Below are 23389 nucleotides of genomic sequence, written 5' to 3' on the forward strand. Positions count from 1 at the left end.
TTACGCAAAAAAATCATGAATAACGAAATCAAGATCCGCGGTGCCCGCACCCATAACCTCAAAAATATCAATCTAGACATCCCTAGAGAGAAACTCGTCGTCCTGACTGGTCTTTCTGGTTCAGGTAAAAGCTCACTGGCTTTTGACACGCTCTATGCCGAAGGTCAACGTCGCTATGTCGAGTCGCTTTCCGCTTATGCGCGTCAATTTTTGCAGTTGATGGAAAAGCCCGACGTTGACACCATCGAAGGTCTATCACCTGCAATTTCCATTGAACAAAAAGCAACAAGTCATAACCCACGCTCCACTGTGGGTACTGTTACTGAAATTCATGATTATTTGCGTTTGCTATTTGCACGCGCAGGCACACCTCACTGCCCAGACCACGACCTACCTCTAGAGGCGCAAAGCGTCTCTCAAATGGTAGACACGGTGCTCTCTATGCCTGAGGACACAAAGTTGATGATTCTTGCGCCAGTGGTAAGTGAGCGCAAAGGCGAGTTCGTTGATCTCTTCCAAGACCTGCAGGCCCAGGGCTTTGTGCGCTTTCGAGTGCGCTCCGGCGGTGGCACAGCAAACGTTGCTAAGGCAGAAATTTTTGAAGTCGATCAATTACCAACCCTCAAAAAGAATGATAAACATTCCATTGAAGTAGTTGTTGATCGCATTAAAGTGCGCCCTGACATTCAACAACGTCTTGCTGAATCTTTTGAGACAGCGCTACGCCTTGCGGATGGCAAGGCCATGATTGTGGATATGGATACTGGTAAAGAGATGATTTTCTCCAGTAAGTTTGCTTGCCCCGTTTGCTCTTACTCTCTTCAAGAGCTAGAACCGCGCCTCTTCTCATTTAATAATCCAATGGGTGCATGCCCTTCATGCGATGGTCTTGGACATCAATCTTTCTTTGATCCAAAACGTATCGTGGCACATCCTGATTTATCCCTAGCGTCTGGGGCGATTAAAGGCTGGGATCGCCGTAATCAGTTCTACTTCAAATTACTACAAACTCTTGCCAAACATGGCGGGTTTGACGTGGAAAAACCATTTGAATCCCTTGGCAAGAAACAACAAGACCTCATCTTGTTGGGCTCTGGTGACATCACCATTCCTTTTGAATACATTAATGAGCGTGGCAAAAATAGCATTCGCGAGCATGCTTTTGAAGGGATCGTTGCTAACTTTGAACGTCGCTATCGCGAGACAGATTCTGTCACCGTGCGTGAAGAACTATCTCGCTATCAAAATGTGCAAACCTGCCCAGAATGTAACGGCAGTCGTTTACGCAAAGAGGCGCGCTTTGTCAAAGTGGGTGAGAAGAAACAATCTCGCGCTATTTATGAAATTAGCGCTCTCCCGCTAAAAGAAGCAAAGGAATACTTTGAGGTACTTGAACTGAAAGGTGCCAAGAGAGAAATCGCCGATAAGATCGTGAAAGAAATCAGTGCACGTCTGCGTTTCTTAAATGACGTGGGTCTTGATTACCTCTCTTTAGAACGAAGTGCAGACACTCTATCGGGCGGAGAAGCCCAACGTATTAGGCTCGCAAGTCAAATTGGCTCAGGCTTAACGGGTGTAATGTATGTACTCGATGAACCCTCAATTGGTCTACATCAACGCGATAACGATCGCTTGATTGGCACACTCAAACACTTACGTGACTTAGGTAATAGCGTATTAGTGGTTGAGCATGATGAAGATATGATTCGCGCTTCTGATTGGGTCATCGATATCGGCCCAGGAGCCGGTGTTCATGGCGGCGAAATTGTTGCAGAAGGCACGCCTGCTGAAGTCGAGGCCAATCCCAAATCCCTTACTGGCGCCTATCTTGCTGGTCGCGAAGCCATTGAAGTTCCCCAAAAACGTATTCCGGTAAATGATCGCTTTTTAGAAATCATCGGTGCGCGTGGCAATAACTTGCAATCAGTACATGCCAAAATTCCAGTCGGTTTATTAACCTGCGTCACTGGAGTATCGGGTTCCGGTAAATCTACACTGATTAACGACACCCTGCATCATGCAGTTGCACAACACCTCTATGGCTCTAATGCAGAGCCTGCTGCACATGATGCAATGAAGGGCTTAGAACACTTTGACAAAGTGATTAGTGTTGATCAGTCTCCCATTGGCAGAACACCTCGTTCCAACCCCGCTACCTATACCGGCCTCTTTACGCCCATTCGTGAACTTTTTTCTGGTGTTCCAGCCTCACGTGAACGTGGTTATGAAGCCGGTCGCTTCTCCTTTAACGTCAAAGGCGGACGCTGCGATTCCTGCGAAGGCGATGGCGTACTCAAAGTAGAAATGCACTTCTTGCCAGACGTTTATGTACCCTGCGATGTCTGCCATGGCAAACGTTACAACCGTGAAACTTTAGATATTCGCTATAAAGGTAAAAACATTCATGAAGTGCTCTCGATGACGATCGAGCAAGCCCATGAATTCTTTGAAGCCGTTCCAGTAGTCAAGCGCAAACTCAAAACACTGTTAGATGTTGGCTTGGGTTATGTAAAACTGGGACAAAGCGCTACAACTCTATCTGGCGGCGAAGCCCAGCGCGTGAAGTTATCACTTGAGCTTTCTAAACGGGATACTGGTCGAACACTTTATATCTTGGATGAACCAACCACTGGTTTACATTTCCACGATATTCAACTATTACTCACGGTGATTCAGACACTCAAAAAGCAAGGCAATACGATTGTCATCATTGAGCACAACTTAGATGTGATCAAGACTGCTGACTGGATTATTGACTTAGGACCAAAAGGTGGTGCGGGTGGTGGTCAGATCATTGCCACGGGAACGCCAGAGGATGTAGCAAAAAATGAAGCCAGCTTTACTGGTCACTACTTGGCACCATTACTCACTCGCAAACTCGTCGCAGCTAAGAAAAAGAAATAGTCAATAAATCTCAGAGTAATTTAGCTTCAGCCAAGTCAGTCGCCTCAGAGTTACCTGAGATCACCAAGATATCGTTACCTTGCAGTTGCAATTCGGGCGTCAAGACAAGTTTCACATAGTCTGCGTTGCGCCCCTTACGACGTACTGCTTGAACGCTGACACCTGCACTACCTAAATCAAGCTCTTCTAGAGTTTTACCAACGGCTTGAGAATTGGGCAGCAAAGTAATCGAATGTAAACGCCAAGACTCATTCGAGCCAAAGTCATCATCGCCTGCGCCCCGGAAATACCCTCTTAGCAAGCTATAACGCTCTTCACGTGCAGTCGTAATCCGCCGAACTACCTTACGCATAGGTACACCCATAATCAACAAGACGTGCGAGGCAATCATGAGGCTTCCCTCAATCAACTCAGGCACTACTTCGGTAGCACCAGCCGCTTGCAACTTAGCAATGTCGGCATCGTCTTTGGTGCGAACCAATACTGTCATGCCGGGACGCAGGTGTTCAACCTGACGCAACACACGCAAACTGGCGGCAGTATCTGCATAAGTAATGACAACTGTCATAGCTCTTGAGAGGCCAGCGGCAACTAAATAATTTTCACGACTCGCATCGCCATACACCACGTTATCGCCTGCAGTAGCAGCCTCTTTCACGCGATCGGGATCTAAATCTAGGGCAATGTAAGGAATCTTTTCTTGATCGAGCATACGTGCCAAGCTTTGACCAGAACGGCCAAACCCACAAATGATGACGTGATTCTCATTGCGTACGCTCTTTGCAGCAACGCGTGTCAACGCAAGCGATTGCAATAGCCATTCGTTACTGGAAAAACGCATTGCAATGCGATCACTATATTCAACCAAAAATGGCGCGCAAAACATCGAGAGCAACATCGCGGCAAGAACCGCTTGGCTCAGAACGGGATCAATTAAATCTAAGCCATCAATTTGGGTCAGCAATACGAAACCGAATTCGCCCGCCTGAGCAAGGCATAAGCCCGTTCTAATCGAGATGCCAGGGCTTGAGCCAAACGCTCTCGAGAGTAAGGCGATCAAGCCAAATTTAAATAGTAAGGGGCCAATCAGAAGTGCTACCACCAACATCCACTGTTCACGAATGACATTGAAGTCAAGCAGCATGCCAATCGTAATAAAAAAGAGTCCCAATAAGACATCACGAAATGGTTTGACATCCTCTTCAACCTGATGACGATATGGGGTCTCAGCAATTAACATCCCAGCCAAAAATGCACCGAGCGCTAAAGACAAACCAAAGTGCTCTGTTAAACCTGCCATACCGAGCACAATCAACAAGAGGTTCAACATGAACAATTCTTGCGAGCGTAGCTTAGCAACCAATCTAAACCAGCGACTCATGAGCGATTGGCCAATGAAGAAAATTAAGGCCAAAGCAACCGTAATCTTGATTGAGGCCGCAGTAAGAGCAACAAACAGATCTTTTGGGTTTTTTCCCAAAGAGGGAATCAAGATCAATAAAAAGACCACCGCTAAATCTTGGAATAACAAAATACCGACCACATTGCGACCATGCTCTGTTTCTAATTCGGATCGATCAGAAATGAGTTTTGTCACAATCGCGGTGGAAGACATCGCCAAAGCCCCGCCCAAGGCAATGGCTGCCTGCCAAGAAATTGGGTAAATCCAGTTCATCAAGAGGCTGACCGGCACCGCTAAAAGCATCGTCAAGACCACTTGACTGCCACCCAGACCAAATACGATGTTCCGCATCGATCGCAGCTTGTTTAGATTAAATTCCAAGCCGATCGAAAACATTAGGAAAACTACCCCAAATTCAGCTAAATACTTCACTGTAGAAGAGTCGCTTGCCAAAGCCAGGGCATTGGGGCCAATCAGCACCCCAATCGCTAAATAGCCCAAAATAGGGGGTAAGCCAAAATAGCGGAAAATAACCACTCCAGCCACACCTGCGGCTAGGAGAATGAGGGTTAATTGAAGGACTGACGGCATATACTTACTCGATGATAGCTAAGACTCGTGAACGTACCCTAAAGCTTGCACGCGATACCCTCACTATTGAGGCTGCTGCGCTGCAAACCATGCGCGATCGCCTAGAAGGCATCAACGCCGATGCACTCGTATATGCCGTGGAATTACTGCATGACTGCAAAGGGAGAATTGTGGTTTCTGGCATTGGTAAATCGGGGCATATTGCTCGCAAAATTGCTGCTACCTTTGCCTCGACAGGCTCACCTGCTTTTTTTGTGCACCCAGCCGAGGCTAGTCACGGTGATTTAGGTATGGTTACTAGAGACGATGTTTTTGTTGCTCTCTCGAACTCTGGAGAGACAGAAGAATTATTAACTATCGTACCGATCGTGAAACGTACTGGTGCAAAACTGATTGCTTTGACTGGCGCACCAAATTCTTCGCTTGCCCAATTAGCAGACGCCCATTTAGATACCAGTGTTGAAAAAGAAGCATGCCCACTGAATCTTGCCCCCACAACCAGCACTACGGCTGCATTAGCCATGGGCGATGCATTAGCAGTTGCTTTATTAGACGCCCGTGGATTTCAGGCGGAAGATTTTCAGCGCTCCCATCCTGGTGGTCGCTTGGGCCGCAAACAATTAATGCATGTCAGTGAAGTAATGCGTAGCTTTGATGAGACGCCAAAAATTTCTATCCATGCTTCACTGCAAGATGCCCTACTAGAAATGACTTCTAAGCGCATGGGGATGGTAGTGACATTGGATGACAAACAAAAAGTGTTTGGCATTTTGACAGACGGTGATTTACGCAGACTGCTAGAGAAAAACACGAATCTTAGTGGCATCACTTTACAAAATGCCACTACTGCCAGCCCTCGCACCATCCCACCAGAACTGTTGGCTGAAGAAGCCATTGAAATGATGGAAAAACATCGCATCAATCATTTAGTTGTTACCGATCAAGATGGCTGCCTACTAGGTGCCCTCAATCTACATGATCTCTTTGCAGCCAAAGTAATTTAATACCGTCGTTGATTGAGACTTATGCCCAACGCTTTTACTACACACAACACCAACCCTCTGTCACAGTATCCACAAGCCTGGGAGCGCGCTGGCAAAGTGAAGCTGCTAGTTTTAGATGTTGATGGGGTCCTCACCAACGGACAGGTATGGATTGGCGCTGATGGTAAAGAATCTTTAAAGGCATTTGATATTCAAGATGGGTTAGGGATCAAACTTTTAGAGCAATGTGGTATTCCGACAGCCATCATCACGGGCAGAAACTCCAAAATGGTCTTAGCGCGCTGTGATGAATTAGGCATCAAACAGGTTCATATGGGTGTTGAAAATAAAGCGTTAGCTTTAGAAGAAGTTCTAAAAACACTTGGACTGAAAGCCAGTGACTGCGCTGTCATGGGTGATGACTGGCCAGATCTAGCCATGATGAAAAACGCTGGACTACGAATTGCTCCTGCGCAAGCGCATGAAGCTGTGAAAGAATTTGCACATTATGTCACTACGCATGCGGGTGGCAATAGCGCCGTTAGAGAAGTAAGTGATCTGATTCTCAAGGCACAAAGCCGCTACGAGGAATTGCTCAGCCAGGCTCGTCAATAAGCAATGCAATTGAATTCTCAACGGATCAAACTCAACATTGGGCGTACATTGCTGGGCCTCATGCCTTTAATATTTATGGGTGCCTTAACCCTCATGACTTTTTGGTTGGTTAAAAAAAATACTCCTCCAGAAAGCTCAACGCTTGAACCTATTCGCCTACATGAGCCTGACTACATTATTAAAAACGGCACTCTTTCCGCTTTAAACGAACAAGGCAATACCAAGTACAGAATTTTGGGCAATAAAGTGACTCACTATGATGACGATGCCTCCATTGATATTGATGCTCCACGAATGCGACTCTTTCAGCCAGACAAAGCTCCTGTGACTGTCAAATCGAATACCGGTCATCTAGATGGTGACCTAACAATCTTAGAGCTCTTTGATAATGCTTCTATCTTTAGACCCCAACAAGCAGCTACTGCCACAGAGCCTGCAAGCTTACGGATGCTGGCCTCATCTAGTTATTTCAAGGTCTTGATTAACGACGATATCGTTAAAACTGATCGGCCAATCACATTAGAGCAAGGCATGTCGATCATGAACTCGACAGAAGGTGGAACATTCGACAACATTCAACAAAGCATGACACTTTCCGGTCAAGTTAAAGGTCGAATCGAACGCGCTCCTCGGGGTGCACAATAAAATGTTTACCATGCATCGTCTACTTCATATTAGATTCGCCCTCTCCTTACTGGTGCTTAGCCCTATTGCTAACGCCGAGAAAGCCGACCAAGACAAGCCCATCATTCTTGAGGCTGAAAAAGTTTCAGTAAATGATGTACAGCAGGTGTATGACTTAAAAGGTCAAGTTTTATTGATTAAAGGCAGCATTATCGTTACAGGCGAAGATGGTCATATTCAAGTGGATCCTGAAGGCTATGAATTAGTTGACGTCAAAGGATCAGCCGACACTACTGCAAGTTTCAGGCAGCGCAGAGAAGGTCCTGCCGATGAATTTATACAAGGACGCGGGACCCAAGTTACCTACAATGCCAAGACTGAGATTCTGACTATCACAGGAGACGCCAGTCTTAAGCGCTCTCTGAATATGCAGATGCTCGATCAACTGCAGGGCTGGAAAATTGAGTACGATGATATTAAAGAGCGCTATCGTGTAACACCTCCCGCCAATGCAAAAGCGGAGGACTTACCTTTAGCTAGAGCAATCCTTTCACCACGACGAAAAGCCACATTAGAGAAATGACAACGGATTTAGCTCAAAACCATCCCAAAGCAACACTCATCGCTAGCAATCTTCAAAAACGTTATGGCTCTCGAACAGTAGTACGAGATGTTTCGATTGAAGTGGAATGTGGTGAAGTAGTTGGACTATTGGGTCCAAACGGTGCGGGTAAAACGACGTCGTTCTACATGATTGTTGGACTGGTTCCTCTGGATGCCGGTCAAATTATTTTAGATGGGGTCAATATCACCCACCTTCCTATTCATGAGCGAGCTCGTATGGGGCTCTCTTACCTTCCTCAAGAAGCTTCTGTTTTTAGAAAACTCAACGTCGCTGAGAATATACAAGCAGTCTTAGAGCTACAAGTCCAAGGTGGAAAACCCTTAAGCAAAGGCGAAATTGCGGATCGCTTAGATGAATTATTAGGCGAACTACAAATTGGCCACCTCCGCAATAATCCAGCCCTGTCATTGTCTGGAGGAGAGCGTCGCCGTGTTGAAATCGCGAGAGCATTAGCGTCACAACCAAAATTTATCTTGCTCGATGAACCATTTGCAGGAGTTGACCCTATTGCCGTAGGGGAAATTCAGCGGATTGTTCGATTCTTGCGAGACCGTCAGATTGGTGTGTTGATTACCGACCATAACGTTCGAGAAACCTTGGGTATCTGCGACCACGCCTACATCATTAGCGAAGGAAGCGTTCTAGCAGAAGGCAAGCCCGATCAAATTATTCAAAATGATGCTGTCCGCAGAGTCTACTTAGGCGAAAACTTCCGGATGTAAGCCAGATAAGGCATCTGTCCGTATAAGTAATAAAAAGTACTTTCCCCTCTTGGTTTTCGGCAAATTCGCTGATACGCTGGAGGTTCATGGTTCACTTTCCAAAAAAAACAGCTCAAAAACACAGGGGCTTGCTGCGCACCCCCGGTATTGCTATGCGCACGCGTTGATATAAGGAGTTGCTCATGAATTTAAAAATTAATAGCCGTCATGTAGAAGTTACCCCTGCCATGCGCACGCATCTTGAGGCTGGGTTAGCCAAAATTCGCAAGCACTTCGATCACGTCATTGATGCATCTGCCTTTTTAGTGATTGATAACGCCAAAGAAAAAGATCTCCGTCAAAGTGCCGAGATCACGATTCACCTTAAAGGCAAAGAACTGTTCGCTGAAGCACATAATGCCGATCTCTATCACGCTATGGATGCAGTGGTCGATAAGCTTGAGCGCCAGGTTGTGAAACACAAAGAAAAGATTCAAGATCATCATCACGAAAAGCATTTTGAGTAAGCGTGAGCGTGAGGACACCTATAATCATCTGTAATGAATGTGCTGACTAATCTCTTTAACCCTGACTGCATTGCATTAGATAACCCCGCCAAAAACAGGGCTGATGCTTTTGCAGCCGCTGGGGAGTTGTTTGCCAAGCAAGTTGGTATTGATGCAAGCTCAGTAGTAGAGTTTCTCAATGCCCGAGAAGACTTAGGCTCAACAGCCCTCGGGGCTGGTGTTGCGATTCCTCACGGTCGTGTAAAAGGCCTGAAGCAACCCACTGCAGCCTTCATGAAGTTGAAAGACCCGATCGAATTTGCAGCGCCTGATGGTGAGCTTGTGTCGATCCTCATTTTTTTGTTGGTTCCAGAAAAGGCAACCCAACAACATTTAGAAATTCTCTCCTCTATCGCACAACTGCTATCAGATTCAGAGGCAAGAGAAAAATTGATTTCTGCTACCGATCCCACATCAGTCTGTGAACTATTGCAGCAATGGGGAAATACAAAATGACCCAGCCATTACTCCTCGATCGAGTAACTGCGCAACAAATCTTTGATGACAATGTTTCTGATCTGAAGCTCTCCTGGATTAGCGGCCTTGAAGGTGCTGATCGTACCTTTCCACCTGAGGCAGTCAAAGCTGCTGCAGCCAGCTCAGACTTGGTGGGTCACTTAAATCTGATTCACCCAAGTCGCATCCAAATTTTTGGTGTACAAGAAGTTGACTATCACGCAGCGCTTGAGCCCGAACAAAAACAAGAGCAAATTGCTAACCTAATTTCTAAAACTCCGCCTTGTGTGATTGTGGCTGATGGCAAGTCCGCAGATCCAGATCTAAAACTATTCTGCCAACGCTCATCCACCCCGCTGTTTACCACGAGTATTTCAGCCGCAGAAGTCATTGACCATTTGCGCACCTATCTCACCAAAATTGGCGCTCCGCAAATTACGATGCACGGGGTGTTTATGGACATCTTAGGCTTGGGCGTTTTATTAACGGGTGAATCTGGCTTAGGCAAAAGTGAGTTAGGTTTGGAATTGATTTCTCGCGGGCATGGTTTAGTTGCTGATGATGCGGTAGATTTTGCACGCTTAGGACCCGACTATATCGAAGGTCGTTGCCCCGTAATTCTTCGTAATCTTCTTGAGGTGCGCGGACTTGGCCTCTTGGACATTCGTACGATTTTTGGTGAAACAGCCGTTCGTCGAAAATTAAAACTGCGCCTTATTGTGCAATTGGTTCGGCGAACCGATGGTGAATTTGAAAGATTGCCACTGGAAGCTCAACATATCGATGTTTTGGGAATTCCGATTCGAACGGTAAAAATTCAAGTGGCTGCTGGACGCAACTTAGCGGTACTGGTAGAGGCTGCAGTCCGGAATACAATTTTGCAATTACGCGGTATTGATACCCTCAAAGAATTTATAGAGCGTCAACGAGCCCAAATGAATACCGAGGCAGATGCGATTAAATCCCAAGGGCGCTTGCTTTAAGTCATGCAAATTAATCTGATTACCGGAATCTCAGGCTCAGGTAAATCAGTAGCCCTGAGGGCCTTTGAAGATGCTGGCTATGATTGCGTCGATAACCTTCCCGTCTCGCTCCTAGAAAACCTTATCAGCACTCTTGAAAGCGAGAAGTGCGAGCGTGTAGCAGTAGCTATTGATGCACGTCGTGGCCAATCGATTGCAGAGCTTCCTTTCATTCTTGAAAATCTGAAGCGTACGCACCAAGTACGCATCTTATTCTTAAATGCAGATACCAATACCTTGGTACAGCGCTTTTCAGAAACTCGCCGACGACATCCCTTATCAACGAATGCCAGGCAATCCCAATCGGCGACATTGATAGAAGCGATTAATAAAGAACGAAGCTTGCTTGAACCCCTGCGCACGCAAGCTCATAGCATTGATACTAGTAACCTACCATCTCACGCCCTACGCTCTTGGATTCAGGACCTACTGAAAGATAAGCCCGTTGGTTTGACAGTCATTTTTGAATCCTTTGGATTTAAAAAAGGCGTGCCTAGCGAAGCAGATCTCGTCTTTGATGTTCGTTGCTTGCCCAACCCCCATTACGACAAAATCTTAAGGCCCCTAACAGGGAACGATAAACCCGTAAAAGAATTTCTAGAAAAAATTCCAGAAGTCATCAGCATGGAAAGTGACATTACACAATTTATTGAGAAATGGTTACCGCACTACATTGCTGACGGACGCAGTTACTTAACGGTTGCAATTGGTTGTACTGGTGGTCAGCATCGCTCGGTCTATCTTGTGAATCGAATTAGCGAACACTTCCGCACCCAAAGAGAATTGATTGATCTACAGCTTAATTTTTTAGACCGTCACCGCGAGCTAGACTCAATCCCTGCAGTAAAATCTTAATCGGCTGCGGTAGGCCATAGCGCCCTAATTGGCTCAAAGGTACCCACTGCAGATTTGCACTTTCAGGCTCCACACTTTTTGAAGCATTCACATCCCAAATCTGCATCCACAAACGTCGATGGGTAAAGACATGCTTAATTTGAGGACCTACTTGGACCGCCTTACAAGCCTTTAGCCATATAGCTATCTTTTCTTCAGGTAAAGCCGCTTCCAACAAGCTCTTGAGACTTGGTGCCGCTTTTCGAGGAGTGGATTTCGCCACCCAGATAGATTCTGGTAAAGACCATAATCCACCCCAAATTGCCTTGCTTGGGCGCTTTTGCAGCAGAATCGCATTGCCATGTCTAACTAAGAGCATGTCGCAGTCAAACTCGGGTGACTTTGCTTTTACTACCTTTTTCGGTAAGGCCAATACTTGATTGCTTAAATTTGCTTGGCAGTATTTTTCAAATGGGCATTTTTTTTCACCACTAAGACAAACTGGTTTACGAGCAGTACACCAAGTAGCGCCAAAGTCCATCAATGCTTGGGTATACACCGGCATATTCTGAGGCTTGCTTGGCAAGAGCTGATTAGCTAGCTCCCATAAATGGTCATTCACCGCCTTATCTTGTAGTGTGCCTTCTACAGCAAATAAGCGCGCCAGAATTCTTTTGACATTCGCATCTAGAATTGGCGCTCTTGCATGGAAAGTAAAAGCAGCGATTGCGCCTGCGGTTGACCGACCAATCCCCTTAAGTTGCTCAAGTAAAACTGGATCGCCCGGAAATTGCCCAGCAAATTGTTGCATCACTTGCTGGGCACACGCATGTAAATTTCGAGCGCGAGAGTAATAACCCAAGCCAGTCCACTCAGCCAGCACTTCATCGATATGAGCAGCTGCTAATTTTTTAACCGTTGGAAAGCGCTTCATAAAGCGTGGGTAGCGCTCTAAAACAGTAGCTACCTGAGTTTGTTGCAGCATGATTTCTGAAACCCAAACTGCATAAGGGTCTCGATTACCTTGCCAAGGCAGACCTGAGCGGCCACTGCGTGCATGCCAAGCAATCAACTTTTCAGAAAAAGTAGTGATTAGCGCTTTTGACATGTAGGGCAAAAATAAGTGGAGCGCTGTCCCTGCACAATTTGCTTGATGGATGTTTTACAAACTTTACAGGGTTCATCTTTACGATCATAGACTTTGGTTTGCACCATAAAATGTCCTGGATCGCCATCACTGTTCACAAAATCTTTCAAGCTACTGCCGCCAGCAGTAATGGCTTTTTTCAAAATCAATCTCACCGCTTCAGCTAGACGAACACATTGAGGGCGCGTGAGTTTTCCAGCAGCCTTAGCAGGATGAATGCCTGCCTCAAACAAACTCTCGGAGCAATAAATATTGCCAACACCAACGACCGCTTGGCCAGCCAGCAGAAATTGCTTAACAGCGACGGTGCGCTTGCGTGATGCCCGATACAAAATTTCAGAGCCAAGCTCTCCAGCAAATTCTGTTGAAAAAGGCTCTACTCCCAACTTTTGCAATAGAACATTTTTCTCTATCGGACCTTTAGTTCTTGGATGCCACAACACTGCACCAAATTTTCTGGGGTCATGCAAACGTAAACTCAGCTTCCCAAATTCCACAGTCACGCGATCATGCAACTTCAAAAGATCAGAGCTGGGCAATACCCGTAAGGTGCCTGTCATTCCCAAATGAATCAACAGATGCCCTATATCCAACTCAATTAAGAGGTACTTTCCGCGCCTTTCAATGGCGTGCACTTTTTGACCAGGCAAAATCTTAGTCAGGGCGCTCGGGACAGGCCAACGTAAACGCCCATCAAGGACTTTGACGGCACTAATCACACGCCCCTGAAGGAGAGGGGCAATTCCCAAGCGGGTGACTTCAACTTCTGGAAGTTCTGGCATAAATCAATTGTAGATTCGCAGATTAGAATGTGCTTATGAGCAAATTGTTACTTAAATCCTATTTGAAGGGTTTATTACTCTTCTCCATCGCTTACGCAAGCGCCCTGCCTGGTCAGGCATCTGCACAAACCGACGATATCCAAACTGGGCAGGCAGTTTTTGAAGTCTTGGCTTCAGAAATTGCCCTGCAAAGAGGCGAAGCGGGCCTAGCCTACAACACCTATATGGAAATGGCACGTCAATTCAAGGATCCTCGCTTGGCCCAAAGGGCGATGGAAATTGGGATTGCAGGTGGCTCGCCTGAGTTAGCTTTAAATGCTGCTAAAACTTGGGATAGTTTGTCTCCAGCCTCCCAAACCAAACCCAAAGAAGTTTTGATTACGTTGCTGGTTTTAAATAATCGCTGGTCAGATGCCGTCAAACCTGCCATCGCGTTATTGCGCCAACAAACTCCAGCGCAGCAAGAAAATACACTACTGCAACTTCAAGATTTGCTCAGTAAAGCCAAAGATGAGTCAGATGCTCTGCGGGCTTTCTATGAAATTACGTCTACTGCAAAACCGACCCCCAAGGATCCAGCGTTGCTTTATACCTATGCCATGTCAGCAGAAAAAGTAGGCCGCTTAGATGTGATGGAAAAAACCTTGCGGGAAATTTTGCGCAAGAATCCAAATGATGCGAATTCTTTAAATGCTTTGGGCTATTCTTTTGCCGACCGCAACATCAAACTACCCGAAGCATTTGCACTCATCACTAAAGCGCACCAACTCTCCCCTAAGGACAGCTTCATTTTAGATAGCTTAGGCTGGGTCAACTTCCGTCTTGGAAAAAATGAATTGGCTCTAGAGCAACTTCAACAAGCCTTCAGAATGAAACCGGAAGCTGATATTGCGGCACATACTGGTGAGGTATTGTGGGCAATGGGTCGCCGCACTGAAGCAGAAGAGATGTGGCAACAGGCTCAAAAATTAGACGCTAATAATCCCACACTTAAAGAAACGCTCAAGCGCTTAAAACCAGATTGGTCAAACGCTGATCAAGCTTCTGCAGGCTCTTGGGATGGCCGCTTTGCCGTTAAAGTTACTGGGCTTACCGATGCTCACAATCAAGGTGGATCAGGTGGCTTTACGCTCACCCAAGAGCAACTCAAAGACGTTTTAGAGATACGCAATCCTGTTGGTGGATCCATCGCAAAAATTACCATCATGCCGGGCGAAGCGACTCTTGAACGTGATGGACAAGTAGTCACAGCAATTGATGCAGATACCCTCGTTCAAAACACTTTGGGACTTCCATTACCAGCAAGAGGTTTATCAAACTGGCTCAGAGGCGAAGTAAGGCCCGGTAGCGAAGCAAGCATAGAAAGAAATGCCAAAGGGCAAGTGAGCAAAATTAACCAGGATGGCTGGGACTTAATTTATACCTGGGGCAATAAAAACCGTCTTGAGAAATTAAGTATGACTCGCAGCTCGAATATTGGATCGATTGATATTCGCCTAGTCTTTGATAGCCCGAATGAGTGAAATCAGTTATCAATCCTTAACGCTACGCTCACCAGCCAAGCTGAATTTATTTCTTCACATTGTTGGTCGAAGAGCAGATGGCTATCACTTACTACAATCCGTCTTTCAGTTAATTGATTGGTGTGACACGATCCACTTAAAACTGATCCCCCAAAATGAGATTCGTCGTATCGATCCCATTGCGGGAGTAGAACCCGAAAATGATTTAGTGGTCAGAGCTGCCAAACTATTAAAAGACTTTTGCCAGATTGAATCTGGGGTTGAGATTAGCCTGCAAAAAGAAATCCCCATGGGCGCTGGAATGGGTGGCGGATCTTCCGATGCTGCCACCGCCTTAATTGGTTTAAATACCCTTTGGAATCTCAATCTGGACAAAAAGACACTTTGTGAACTTGGTCTTCAGCTCGGGGCAGATGTGCCATTTTTCATTTTTGGCAAAAATGCATTTGTTGAAGGTATTGGCGAACAAATTCAAGAAATTGCCCTGGAAACTCGTGATTTTTTAGTGATCTTCCCCAATCAAGGGATTCCTACTATCAGCATTTTTCAGGACCCTGAATTGACCCGAAATCACGGTCAGACTACAATAGATGGCTTTCTTGCATCGCCATGGTCCGATCTTTCAAATGATTGTCAGGCAGTAGCGATGCGGATTTGTCCTGAAGTGAAGCAAGCTTTGGATTGGATTAGTCAGGCAGTACCGGGCTCTGAGCCCCGTATGTCAGGCTCTGGAAGTAGCGTGTTTACAGTCTTAGACTCTAAGATGAATGTCGCAAAACTGGAAAATCTTCTACAAAATCTTCCTAAAGGGTGGATAGGTCGGGTTGTTCGGGGGCTAAATAAAAATCCCGCTTACAATTTGATTTCTTCAGATTGATCCGAAGGGGAATCGCCAAGCTGGTTAAGGCACTGGATTTTGATTCCAGCATGCGAAGGTTCGAATCCTTCTTCCCCTGCCAATTACTGTAGAAATGACAAAGAAAACCTTTTGACCCCTCAAAATCCTTAAGACTATGTCCTCCACAAACACAGATTTATTGACTTTATTTACAGGCAACGCAAATCCGGTTTTGGCTGAGGCTGTAGCCAAAGAGCTCAATTTGCCGATGGGTAAAGCCTTTGTAGGTCGTTTCTCGGACGGCGAGATTCAAGTAGAAATTCAAGAAAACGTTCGCGGCAAAAATGTCGTGGTCATTCAATCAACCTGTGCACCAACCAATGACAGCTTGATGGAACTGATGATCATGATTGATGCCTTGAAGCGAGCCTCCGCAAGCCGCATCACTGCGGTGATTCCGTACTTCGGTTACGCCCGCCAAGACCGTCGTCCACGCTCCGCCCGCGTTGCAATCTCTGCCCGCATCGTGGCAAATATGCTGCAATCGGTCGCTGGTATTGAGCGTGTTCTGACCATGGACCTCCATGCTGACCAAATTCAGGGCTTTTTTGATATCCCGGTAGATAACATTTATGCCTCACCCGTTCTCTTGGCCGATCTGGAAGCGCAAAAGACAAAAAAAGATCTGATTATTGTTTCCCCAGATATCGGCGGTGTAGTGCGTGCTCGTGCCATGGCAAAACAATTAGGTACAGACTTGGCGATTATTGATAAACGTCGCCCTAAAGCCAATGTATCGGAAGTAATGCACCTCATTGGCGAAGTAGAAGGTCGCCATTGCGTGATCATGGATGACATCATTGATACCGGCGGAACCCTTTGTAAGGCTGCTGAAGCGCTTAAAGAGCGTGGTGCGAAGGGAGTTACCGCCTACTGTACTCACGCTGTTCTATCAGGCGGTGCAGTGGCTCGAATTGCCGCCTCCGAATTGGATGAACTGGTTGTTACCGACACCATCCCATTGACTGCAGAAGCGACCAAAGTGAGCAAAATCCGTCAATTGACCGTAGCGCCATTGCTAGCAGAGACCCTTTCTCGTATTAGCAAGGGCGATTCAGTCATGTCCATGTTTGCCGAATAAGTAAAAAACCCCGTTTTACCCCGTTTTTTGCGGGTTCTTAGGCGTTTTTTGAGCATATGTAGGCAAAAATCCCCATTCACACGATATAATCGAAGGCTTTTCTGTTTGGTCGCGAACGGAAATTAACCTTAATAGGGAAATTAAATATGAAAGTTGTAGCCTTTGAAAGAAGCGTACAGGGAACGGGTGCGAGCCGCCGTCTGCGCAATTCCGGTAAGACTCCGGGAATCGTTTACGGTAGTAAAGATCCAGCCTTGGTCATTGAGTTAGACCATAACGCGTTGTTCCATGCTCTCCGCAAGGAAGCATTCCACTCATCCATTTTGGATTTGGAAATTGGTGGCAAAACACAAAAAGTGTTGTTACGTGATTACCAAATGCATCCATTTAAGCCATTGGTTTTGCACATTGACTTCCAGCGCGTTTCTGCGACTGAGAAAGTTCACATGCGCATTCCATTGCACTTCACTAATGCTGACACATCGGCTGCTGTGAAATTGCAAGGTGCTGTTATTAGTCACATCCTCAATGACATCGAAATTTCTTGCTTACCAGCAGACTTACCAGAGTTCATTGAAGTGGACTTGAGCAAAATTGAAGTGGGTCATTCTGTTCATGCGAAAGACCTGACATTGCCAAAAGGCGTTACTTTGGTATTGCATGTTGAGCAAGAAAACCCAGTGCTTGCAAACGCACGTATTCCAGCTGTTAAAGCCGCTGAGACTGAAGAAGCTGCACCTGCAGCCGCTGCAGCCCCAGCAGCTGCGCCTGCTGCTGATGCAAAGGATAAGGCTTAATTCATTAAGTCATCTGTTTGCGAAAGAAGCCCGCGCAAGCGGGCTTTCTTTTTATCTCTTTGCTCTATTTACTCTTTTTGTAGAAATCCACTTATATCTTTACACTCTCATCATGACGAAATTAATTGTTGGCCTGGGGAATCCTGGAGATGAGCATGAAGAAGATCGGCACAATGCTGGCTTCTGGTTTGTCGACGTCTTGGCAAAACAATTGAACGCTCGCTTTGAATCAGAAAAACGTTTTCATGGAAAAGTAGCTAAAGCGAAATGGGAAGGTGAAGATCTCTTTTTACTTAAGCCTGGCACCTATATGAACCTGAGTGGCCAAGCCGTTGGAGCTCTTTGTCGCTTTCACAAAATTACACCTGCAGATATTTTGGTAGTGCAAGACGAACTTGATCTCAAACCGGGAACGGCACGCATCAAGCTTGGTGGTGGCACTGGTGGACACAATGGTCTCAAAGATATTCAAGCACACCTAGGTACGCCAGACTACTGGCGTCTGCGTCTGGGGATCGGGCATCCAAGGGATGTGGCTGGTGAAGGTCGTCCGATGGAGGTTGCTGACTATGTTTTACGTAGACCGCAATTAGCAGAACAAAAACTCATCGACGTCAGTATTGAAAATGGTTTGCAAATTTTGCCGCTATTTTTAAAAGGCGATACCCAAACCGCCATGATGGAACTGCACTCTAAGGGCTAAGCTGGTCAATTAAACTGAATTCGCCTTTTTGGCGGCAGTTAATAGCTTGAACTTCACCATTAACTGCTCCTGGGTTTCAGTATATGCGGGGTTAAAGGGGATGCAGTCTACTGGACATACCTGACGGCACTGGGGCGCATCATAGTGACCCACACACTCAGTACATTTACTGGGGTCTATCTCATAAATCTCTAGCCCCATATAGATTGCATCGTTGGGGCATTCTGGCTCACACACATCACAATTGATGCATTCGTCGGTAATCATTAAAGCCATTTTTTACTCGATGGCTTTACTTAGAATTTTGATTGGCAGCCGCAATCTTTTGAACAAGCCACTTTTCCACAGACGGGAAAACGAACTTACTGACATCGCCACCCATAGAAGCAATCTCACGCACAAAGGTACCAGAGATAAATTGATACTGATCAGATGGGGTTAAAAACAGGGTTTCTACATCAGGTAGTAAATAACGATTCATCCCTGCCATCTGAAACTCATACTCAAAGTCAGATACCGCACGCAAGCCACGCACGATAACGCGTGCATTGTGCTCGCGCGCAAAATCTTTTAGCAAACCTTGAAAGCCAACCACCTTCACATTGGAGTAATGCCCAAGCACTTCCTTAGCAATATCAATCCGCTCATCCAAAGTGAAAAAGGGATGCTTGCTACGACTTGAGGCAACACCAACAATCAACTTATCAAAAATACTAGATGCTCGACGAACCAAATCCTCGTGACCACGTGTAAATGGGTCAAATGTTCCAGGGTAGACAGCGACAGTCATAACTCTCCTAAGGCTTTAACGGCTATAGGCAAGAGTTTAGCCCCTTACACTCCGAAATAGACAGGCTTTTACCTGCCCAGCCTCTAAGTATTTTCCACAATGCCAGCTTGGCAGTAGGGCTTCTATCTCTTCACGAGGACGATTTGAGGGAAATTCCACATAAATTCCGCCCCCGATGGAGTCATCACAAATTCTGCCAGCCTCAATGACAGCACGGTCAAGTAATGTCCCATCCTGAAAAGGAGGATCAATAAAAATCAGATTCGTTGAGCGGTCAGGCTGTTGACTTAAGAACTCCACACTGTCTCGCTGCAAAATTTCTACCGCCGCAGATACTGGCGAGGATTGCAACAGCGCAAAATTAGACACTAAGTTCGCATGGGTCTTTTTATCTTTTTCGAGAAGCACCACCAAATCTGCACCCCGTGAGGCTGCCTCAAAACCAAGAGCGCCTGTTCCTGCAAATAAGTCCAAAGAAGTGAGGCCTGTCAAATCTTGACCAAGCCAGTTGAATAGAGTTTCTCGAATGCGATCTGTAGTGGGTCGCAAACCTGGTAAATCTAAGACGGTTAACTGGCGACTTCTCCATATACCACCGATAATGCGCACCTTCTTTGGCGGCTCTGCCTTCATCGGCTTTGACTTATTTATTTTGAGCCCCCAAGACTGCAATCTTCATTCGATCCATCGCCAGATATTTTTGGAATGCAGCGGTCACCTGCTCCAAACTAACAGCCTCAATTTGTTTAGTCCAGACTTCCATCGTATCAAGTGGCAAATCATTCCATGCGATAGAGGAGACGTTATCCAAGAGTTTGCGATTGTTATCAATACGTAATGGGTAACCATTGATCAAATTGGCTTTTGCTGCGGCAAGTTCACTGACGGTCGGACCATCCGTAATAAATTTTGCAATAGTGTCACTCATCACCCCAAGCGCCATAGAACCCTGATCGCTCTTGGTCTGTAGGCCGGCCTGAAAAATACCGCTAGCTTTGCCTGGAGCGAAATAACTAAAGACACTATAGGCAAGGCCACGCTTCTCACGAACCTCGTTCATCAAACGGGACACAAATCCACCGCCACCCAAAATGTAATTTCCTACAAGTAAGGGGAAATAATCAGGATTATTCCTCGCTACTGCCGTCATACCCATCGCGATATGAGCTTGCTGAGAATCAAATGGAATCTGTACCTCTCGCTGAGCTAAAGGCTCTACGGGTGAACGTTGAAGTTCAGGTAGAGGCGCAATTGCTGATCCTGATTGCGGAATTCTTTTTAATAACATTTGTACGACTTCATTTGCCTGAGTCGAATCTACGTCACCCACAATGCTGACGATCATCCGATCGCCACGATAAAACTGTTTATGAAACTGCTGTAAGTCTGTAGCAGTAATCGCACCAACCGATTTTACTGAGGGAGTATCGGCCAAAGGATAAGCTCCGTAGACCATTTTTTTGAAACGGCGCTCTAAAACATACTCTGGTTTAGTTTCTGCTTCAAGCAAGCTGGTGATAGTTCTTTGTTTTTCCCGCGTAAGAATATTGGCATCATAGGTGGGCGAACTCAACATAGAAGCTGCCAATTGCACAGCCCGATCACGCAAATCTTTTCTACTTAAAGTCCGGATACGCAAAATGGCGCGCTCGCCACTAACTGATAAACCAATATTTGCACCTAAATCAGCAATCTCATCCGCAATTTGGGCCTCATTTAACAAGCCCCTATCGCCACGTACCCCATAATTCATCAGGCCTGCGGTCATGTCGGCTAAGCCACTTTTGCCAGCAGGATCATAACGATCGCCGGCATCTATGCTGACCTCAATATCAACCATCGGCAATGCTTTGGTTTGTACTAGAAAAGCTTTGGCACCTTTATAAGCATCCAGTTTTTCAATTGGCAATATGGCATTTGCACTAGCGATGAAACCAAAAGCTAAAAAATAGGATGAAACGATTTTCGTGAGGGCTCTCATTATTTGCCCTCCTTACCAACGGTCTTGCGTGCCTGTGGATCGAGTACAGCAATCGTCAAGCCTTCATCGACCAAGTATTTTTTGGCAACCGCTTGGACTTGCTCCGGAGTAATGGTTTGCATTTTCTCCAGCATATAGTCAATATCCTTCCAAGAAAATCCAGCCATTTCAGTACTGCCAATTTCCATCGCCTGACCAAAAATAGAATCGCGCTTATAAATTTGTTCTGAAAGAATGCGCACCTTAATACGCTTGAGTTCAGACTCCAAAATCCCTTTTTGCTTGATCTCATCCAACGCTTTGCGAATGCTCGCTTGTGCCTGTGAAACCGTTTTTCCTTTAGCCATGGTGGCACTAATCAAAAATAACTCGGGCCCACGAGAGACCATGTCATAAGCAACACCTACATCGTTAACCACTTTTTCTTGCTTCACTAACGTGCGATTCAAGCGTGCATTGTCATAACCATCCAGCACTGCGGTTAACAACTCAAGTGCATATGGCTCAGGATTATCCAGCTTGCCAGGCTCAAGACGCGGTGCTTTCCAAGCCATCGCCAATTGCGCGCTATCTGCCGGTGCCTTCACTTGAACTTGCTTCACTCCTTTTTGCGGTGGCTCGACTTGTGGCTTACGCACTGGTAGCTCTTGTGCGGGAACGGCGCCATAATATTTTTCTACCAATACCAAGACTTTCTTGGCATCAACATCACCAGTAATGACTACAGTTGCATTGTTTGGCTTATACCAATTGCGGTACCAATCCCTTGCATCAGAAGCTGTCATATTCTGTAAATCATTCATCCAACCAACTACAGGATGACGATATGGTGAGCTCATGTAAGCGGTTGCCATGAGCGATTCATTGAGAAGGCTACTAGGATTATCTTCAGTGCGTAAACGCCGCTCCTCCATCACTACCTGAATTTCTTTTAAGAACTCAGCGTCATCAAAATTTAAGTTGGACATTCGATCTGCTTCTAGCTTAATCACTTCATCCAACTTTGATTTTTCAACTTGCTGAAAGTAAGCGGTGTAATCGCGAGAAGTAAATGCATTTTCACGCCCACCAACCGCTGCTACTAAACGTGAAAACTCACCTGCTTTCACCTTGTCAGTTCCCTTAAACATCATGTGCTCAAGGACGTGCGCCACACCAGTTCGACCATTGATCTCATCCATCGAACCTGCGCGATACCAAACCATATGGGCCACAGTTGGTGCACGATGGTCTTCCCTCACTATGAGCTTCAGACCATTGCTTAACTGAAATTCGTGTGTATCCGCCTGATCTTTGCCTGTAGCCCAAGACAATGGCGCAAACAGTAAAAATAGGAAAGTAATTCGGAGTAAATTAGAACGCATCTGCTGAATCACCATATCCCAAGAATTAAATTGATAAGATACAAGGATTAAATTGTATCGATTATGTTCGGCTTACGTAAAACCCTCGGATCCCTATTCAAATCTAGCAAGGCTGACGAAGCTTGGTTTGATGCCCTAGAAGAATCACTGATTCAAAGTGATGTGGGGCTGCCGACGACTGAGCAATTGATCGGCAAACTGCGCAAAGCAGCAAAGTCTGAACAAGCATCCAGTCCAGAAGAACTTCAGGCACTACTCATTCAAGAGGTTGGAGATCTATTGCGGGTTTTAGAACCATCGCCGAACCCTTTATTTTCAAGCCAGCAAGATACTATTCCAGAAGTTTGGTTGGTCGTTGGCGTTAATGGCGCAGGTAAAACTACCACTATTGGCAAACTTTGCAGGCGCTTTCAGTCTCAAGGTAAATCAGTACTCTTGGCTGCAGGTGACACTTTTAGAGCAGCAGCGCGCAATCAACTACAGGAATGGGGTGGTCGCAACCAAGTTGATGTCATTACTCAAGAGGGGGGTGATGCAGCAGCAGTTGCACATGATGCAATCCACTCGGCGATCTCTCGTAAAAGCGATATTCTGATTATTGATACTGCAGGACGCCTTGCCACCCAAGACCACCTCATGGAAGAGTTAAAAAAGGTGAAGAGGGTCATCGGCAAAGCCCTTCCTGAGGCCCCTCACCATACTCTCTTGGTTTTAGATGGCAATACTGGTCAGAATGGCTTAAGCCAAGTGAAGGCATTTCATGCTGCCCTGGGGCTCACTGGAATCATTGTTACCAAGCTCGATGGCACCGCTAAAGGCGGCGTTATCTGCGCCCTTGCCCACACCCTCAAAGATAGCCCCGCATCAGCAGTTTTAGCGCTTGGTAAAGGCGAGGGTATTGAAGATTTAGTCCCATTTACTGCTGGGCAATATTCTTCAGAATTATTCAATTAATTCAATAACTTACAGAATATACAAAGCATTAGCACTCTCTTGACAA

General features: G+C 46.0%; 24 protein-coding genes and 1 tRNA gene. 17 read left to right on the top strand and 8 right to left on the bottom strand.

Features of this window, described 5'->3' with window-relative positions; genetic code table 11:
- Positions 1 to 15 precede the first annotated feature (15 nt).
- On the top strand, positions 16 to 2904 hold the full coding sequence (uvrA, locus tag AOC29_RS10285) for an excinuclease ABC subunit UvrA (RefSeq protein ID WP_215295894.1): 2889 nt from the start codon (positions 16 to 18) through the stop codon (positions 2902 to 2904).
- A gap of 10 nt (positions 2905 to 2914) precedes the next feature.
- Here uvrA and AOC29_RS10290 read toward each other — a convergent pair whose 3' ends face one another.
- Entirely contained in the window at positions 2915 to 4897 is a 1983-nt protein-coding gene (locus AOC29_RS10290) for a monovalent cation:proton antiporter family protein (protein ID WP_215295895.1), read from the bottom strand.
- A gap of 11 nt (positions 4898 to 4908) precedes the next feature.
- Between AOC29_RS10290 and AOC29_RS10295 the strand changes: the two genes are divergently transcribed.
- The 9 genes from AOC29_RS10295 to rapZ all read left to right on the top strand — a co-directional run bounded on the left by AOC29_RS10295 (position 4909) and on the right by rapZ (position 11344).
- Complete coding sequence (locus AOC29_RS10295; protein WP_215295896.1) at positions 4909 to 5901, top strand: SIS domain-containing protein; 993 nt, start codon at positions 4909 to 4911, stop codon at positions 5899 to 5901.
- 21 nt (positions 5902 to 5922) lie between these two features.
- Positions 5923 to 6495, top strand: a complete 573-nt coding sequence (locus tag AOC29_RS10300; RefSeq protein WP_215295897.1) for an HAD family hydrolase — start codon at positions 5923 to 5925, stop codon at positions 6493 to 6495.
- Positions 6496 to 6498: 3 nt separating this feature from the next.
- A complete protein-coding gene (gene lptC, locus AOC29_RS10305) occupies positions 6499 to 7140 on the top strand; it encodes an LPS export ABC transporter periplasmic protein LptC (RefSeq protein WP_215295898.1) in 642 nt (213 codons plus the stop codon).
- 10 nt (positions 7141 to 7150) lie between these two features.
- On the top strand, positions 7151 to 7702 hold the full coding sequence (gene lptA, locus AOC29_RS10310) for a lipopolysaccharide transport periplasmic protein LptA (protein ID WP_251369994.1): 552 nt from the start codon (positions 7151 to 7153) through the stop codon (positions 7700 to 7702).
- On the top strand, positions 7699 to 8466 hold the full coding sequence (lptB, locus tag AOC29_RS10315; protein WP_215295900.1) for an LPS export ABC transporter ATP-binding protein: 768 nt from the start codon (positions 7699 to 7701) through the stop codon (positions 8464 to 8466). Before lptA ends, lptB begins: the two co-directional genes overlap by 4 nt.
- Before the next feature lie 182 nt (positions 8467 to 8648).
- Entirely contained in the window at positions 8649 to 8972 is a 324-nt protein-coding gene (hpf, locus tag AOC29_RS10320; protein WP_215295901.1) for a ribosome hibernation-promoting factor, HPF/YfiA family, read from the top strand.
- A 33-nt stretch (positions 8973 to 9005) separates the two neighbouring features.
- Positions 9006 to 9467, top strand: coding sequence for a PTS sugar transporter subunit IIA (locus AOC29_RS10325; RefSeq protein WP_215295902.1), 462 nt, complete (start codon positions 9006 to 9008; stop codon positions 9465 to 9467).
- Entirely contained in the window at positions 9464 to 10450 is a 987-nt protein-coding gene (gene hprK / locus AOC29_RS10330; RefSeq protein WP_215295903.1) for an HPr(Ser) kinase/phosphatase, read from the top strand. Before AOC29_RS10325 ends, hprK begins: the two co-directional genes overlap by 4 nt.
- Before the next feature lie 3 nt (positions 10451 to 10453).
- Positions 10454 to 11344, top strand: a complete 891-nt coding sequence (rapZ, locus tag AOC29_RS10335) for an RNase adapter RapZ (RefSeq protein WP_215295904.1) — start codon at positions 10454 to 10456, stop codon at positions 11342 to 11344.
- Here rapZ and mutY read toward each other — a convergent pair.
- Together mutY and mutM are read right to left on the bottom strand one after the other, a co-directional pair.
- Positions 11289 to 12431, bottom strand: a complete 1143-nt coding sequence (gene mutY, locus AOC29_RS10340) for an A/G-specific adenine glycosylase (protein WP_215295905.1) — start codon at positions 12429 to 12431, stop codon at positions 11289 to 11291. The genes rapZ and mutY overlap by 56 nt on opposite strands.
- A complete protein-coding gene (gene mutM / locus AOC29_RS10345; RefSeq protein ID WP_215295906.1) occupies positions 12416 to 13252 on the bottom strand; it encodes a bifunctional DNA-formamidopyrimidine glycosylase/DNA-(apurinic or apyrimidinic site) lyase in 837 nt (278 codons plus the stop codon). Before mutM ends, mutY begins: the two co-directional genes overlap by 16 nt.
- 35 nt (positions 13253 to 13287) lie before the next feature.
- Here mutM and AOC29_RS10350 point away from each other — a divergent pair, with 35 nt between their 5' ends.
- The 6 genes from AOC29_RS10350 to pth all read left to right on the top strand — a co-directional run bounded on the left by AOC29_RS10350 (position 13288) and on the right by pth (position 18254).
- On the top strand, positions 13288 to 14775 hold the full coding sequence (locus AOC29_RS10350) for an outer membrane lipoprotein LolB (protein WP_215295907.1): 1488 nt from the start codon (positions 13288 to 13290) through the stop codon (positions 14773 to 14775).
- Positions 14768 to 15652, top strand: a complete 885-nt coding sequence (gene ispE / locus AOC29_RS10355; protein WP_215295908.1) for a 4-(cytidine 5'-diphospho)-2-C-methyl-D-erythritol kinase — start codon at positions 14768 to 14770, stop codon at positions 15650 to 15652. Before AOC29_RS10350 ends, ispE begins: the two co-directional genes overlap by 8 nt.
- Before the next feature lie 5 nt (positions 15653 to 15657).
- Positions 15658 to 15734: transfer RNA gene (locus AOC29_RS10360), tRNA-Gln, on the top strand.
- Positions 15735 to 15788: 54 nt separating this feature from the next.
- Positions 15789 to 16754: a ribose-phosphate pyrophosphokinase gene (locus tag AOC29_RS10365; protein ID WP_215295909.1), complete on the top strand. Its 966-nt coding sequence runs from the start codon at positions 15789 to 15791 to the stop codon at positions 16752 to 16754.
- Positions 16755 to 16900: 146 nt separating this feature from the next.
- Positions 16901 to 17551: a 50S ribosomal protein L25/general stress protein Ctc gene (locus AOC29_RS10370; protein ID WP_215295910.1), complete on the top strand. Its 651-nt coding sequence runs from the start codon at positions 16901 to 16903 to the stop codon at positions 17549 to 17551.
- A 112-nt stretch (positions 17552 to 17663) separates the two neighbouring features.
- Positions 17664 to 18254, top strand: coding sequence for an aminoacyl-tRNA hydrolase (gene pth / locus AOC29_RS10375; RefSeq protein WP_215295911.1), 591 nt, complete (start codon positions 17664 to 17666; stop codon positions 18252 to 18254).
- Positions 18255 to 18263: 9 nt separating this feature from the next.
- Here the strand turns inward: pth and AOC29_RS10380 are convergent, their stop codons facing one another.
- Genes AOC29_RS10380 through AOC29_RS10400 form a run of 5 tightly spaced genes read right to left on the bottom strand, consistent with a single transcriptional unit; the run spans position 18264 to position 22389 of the window.
- A complete protein-coding gene (locus tag AOC29_RS10380) occupies positions 18264 to 18530 on the bottom strand; it encodes a YfhL family 4Fe-4S dicluster ferredoxin (RefSeq protein ID WP_215295912.1) in 267 nt (88 codons plus the stop codon).
- 16 nt (positions 18531 to 18546) lie between these two features.
- Positions 18547 to 19044, bottom strand: a complete 498-nt coding sequence (coaD, locus tag AOC29_RS10385) for a pantetheine-phosphate adenylyltransferase (protein WP_215295913.1) — start codon at positions 19042 to 19044, stop codon at positions 18547 to 18549.
- A 36-nt stretch (positions 19045 to 19080) separates the two neighbouring features.
- Entirely contained in the window at positions 19081 to 19677 is a 597-nt protein-coding gene (rsmD, locus tag AOC29_RS10390; protein WP_215295914.1) for a 16S rRNA (guanine(966)-N(2))-methyltransferase RsmD, read from the bottom strand.
- 10 nt (positions 19678 to 19687) lie between these two features.
- Positions 19688 to 21025 (bottom strand): pitrilysin family protein, encoded by a 1338-nt coding sequence (locus AOC29_RS10395; protein WP_215295915.1) that lies wholly within the window; start codon positions 21023 to 21025, stop codon positions 19688 to 19690.
- Positions 21025 to 22389, bottom strand: a complete 1365-nt coding sequence (locus tag AOC29_RS10400) for a pitrilysin family protein (protein ID WP_215295916.1) — start codon at positions 22387 to 22389, stop codon at positions 21025 to 21027. Before AOC29_RS10400 ends, AOC29_RS10395 begins: the two co-directional genes overlap by 1 nt.
- A 63-nt stretch (positions 22390 to 22452) precedes the next feature.
- On the opposite strand from AOC29_RS10400, the gene ftsY reads away from it, so the two are divergent.
- On the top strand, positions 22453 to 23343 hold the full coding sequence (gene ftsY / locus AOC29_RS10405) for a signal recognition particle-docking protein FtsY (protein ID WP_215295917.1): 891 nt from the start codon (positions 22453 to 22455) through the stop codon (positions 23341 to 23343).
- Positions 23344 to 23389: the final 46 nt, after the last annotated feature.

The organism is Polynucleobacter sp. JS-JIR-5-A7, assembly GCF_018687935.1.
Taxonomy (GTDB): domain Bacteria; phylum Pseudomonadota; class Gammaproteobacteria; order Burkholderiales; family Burkholderiaceae; genus Polynucleobacter.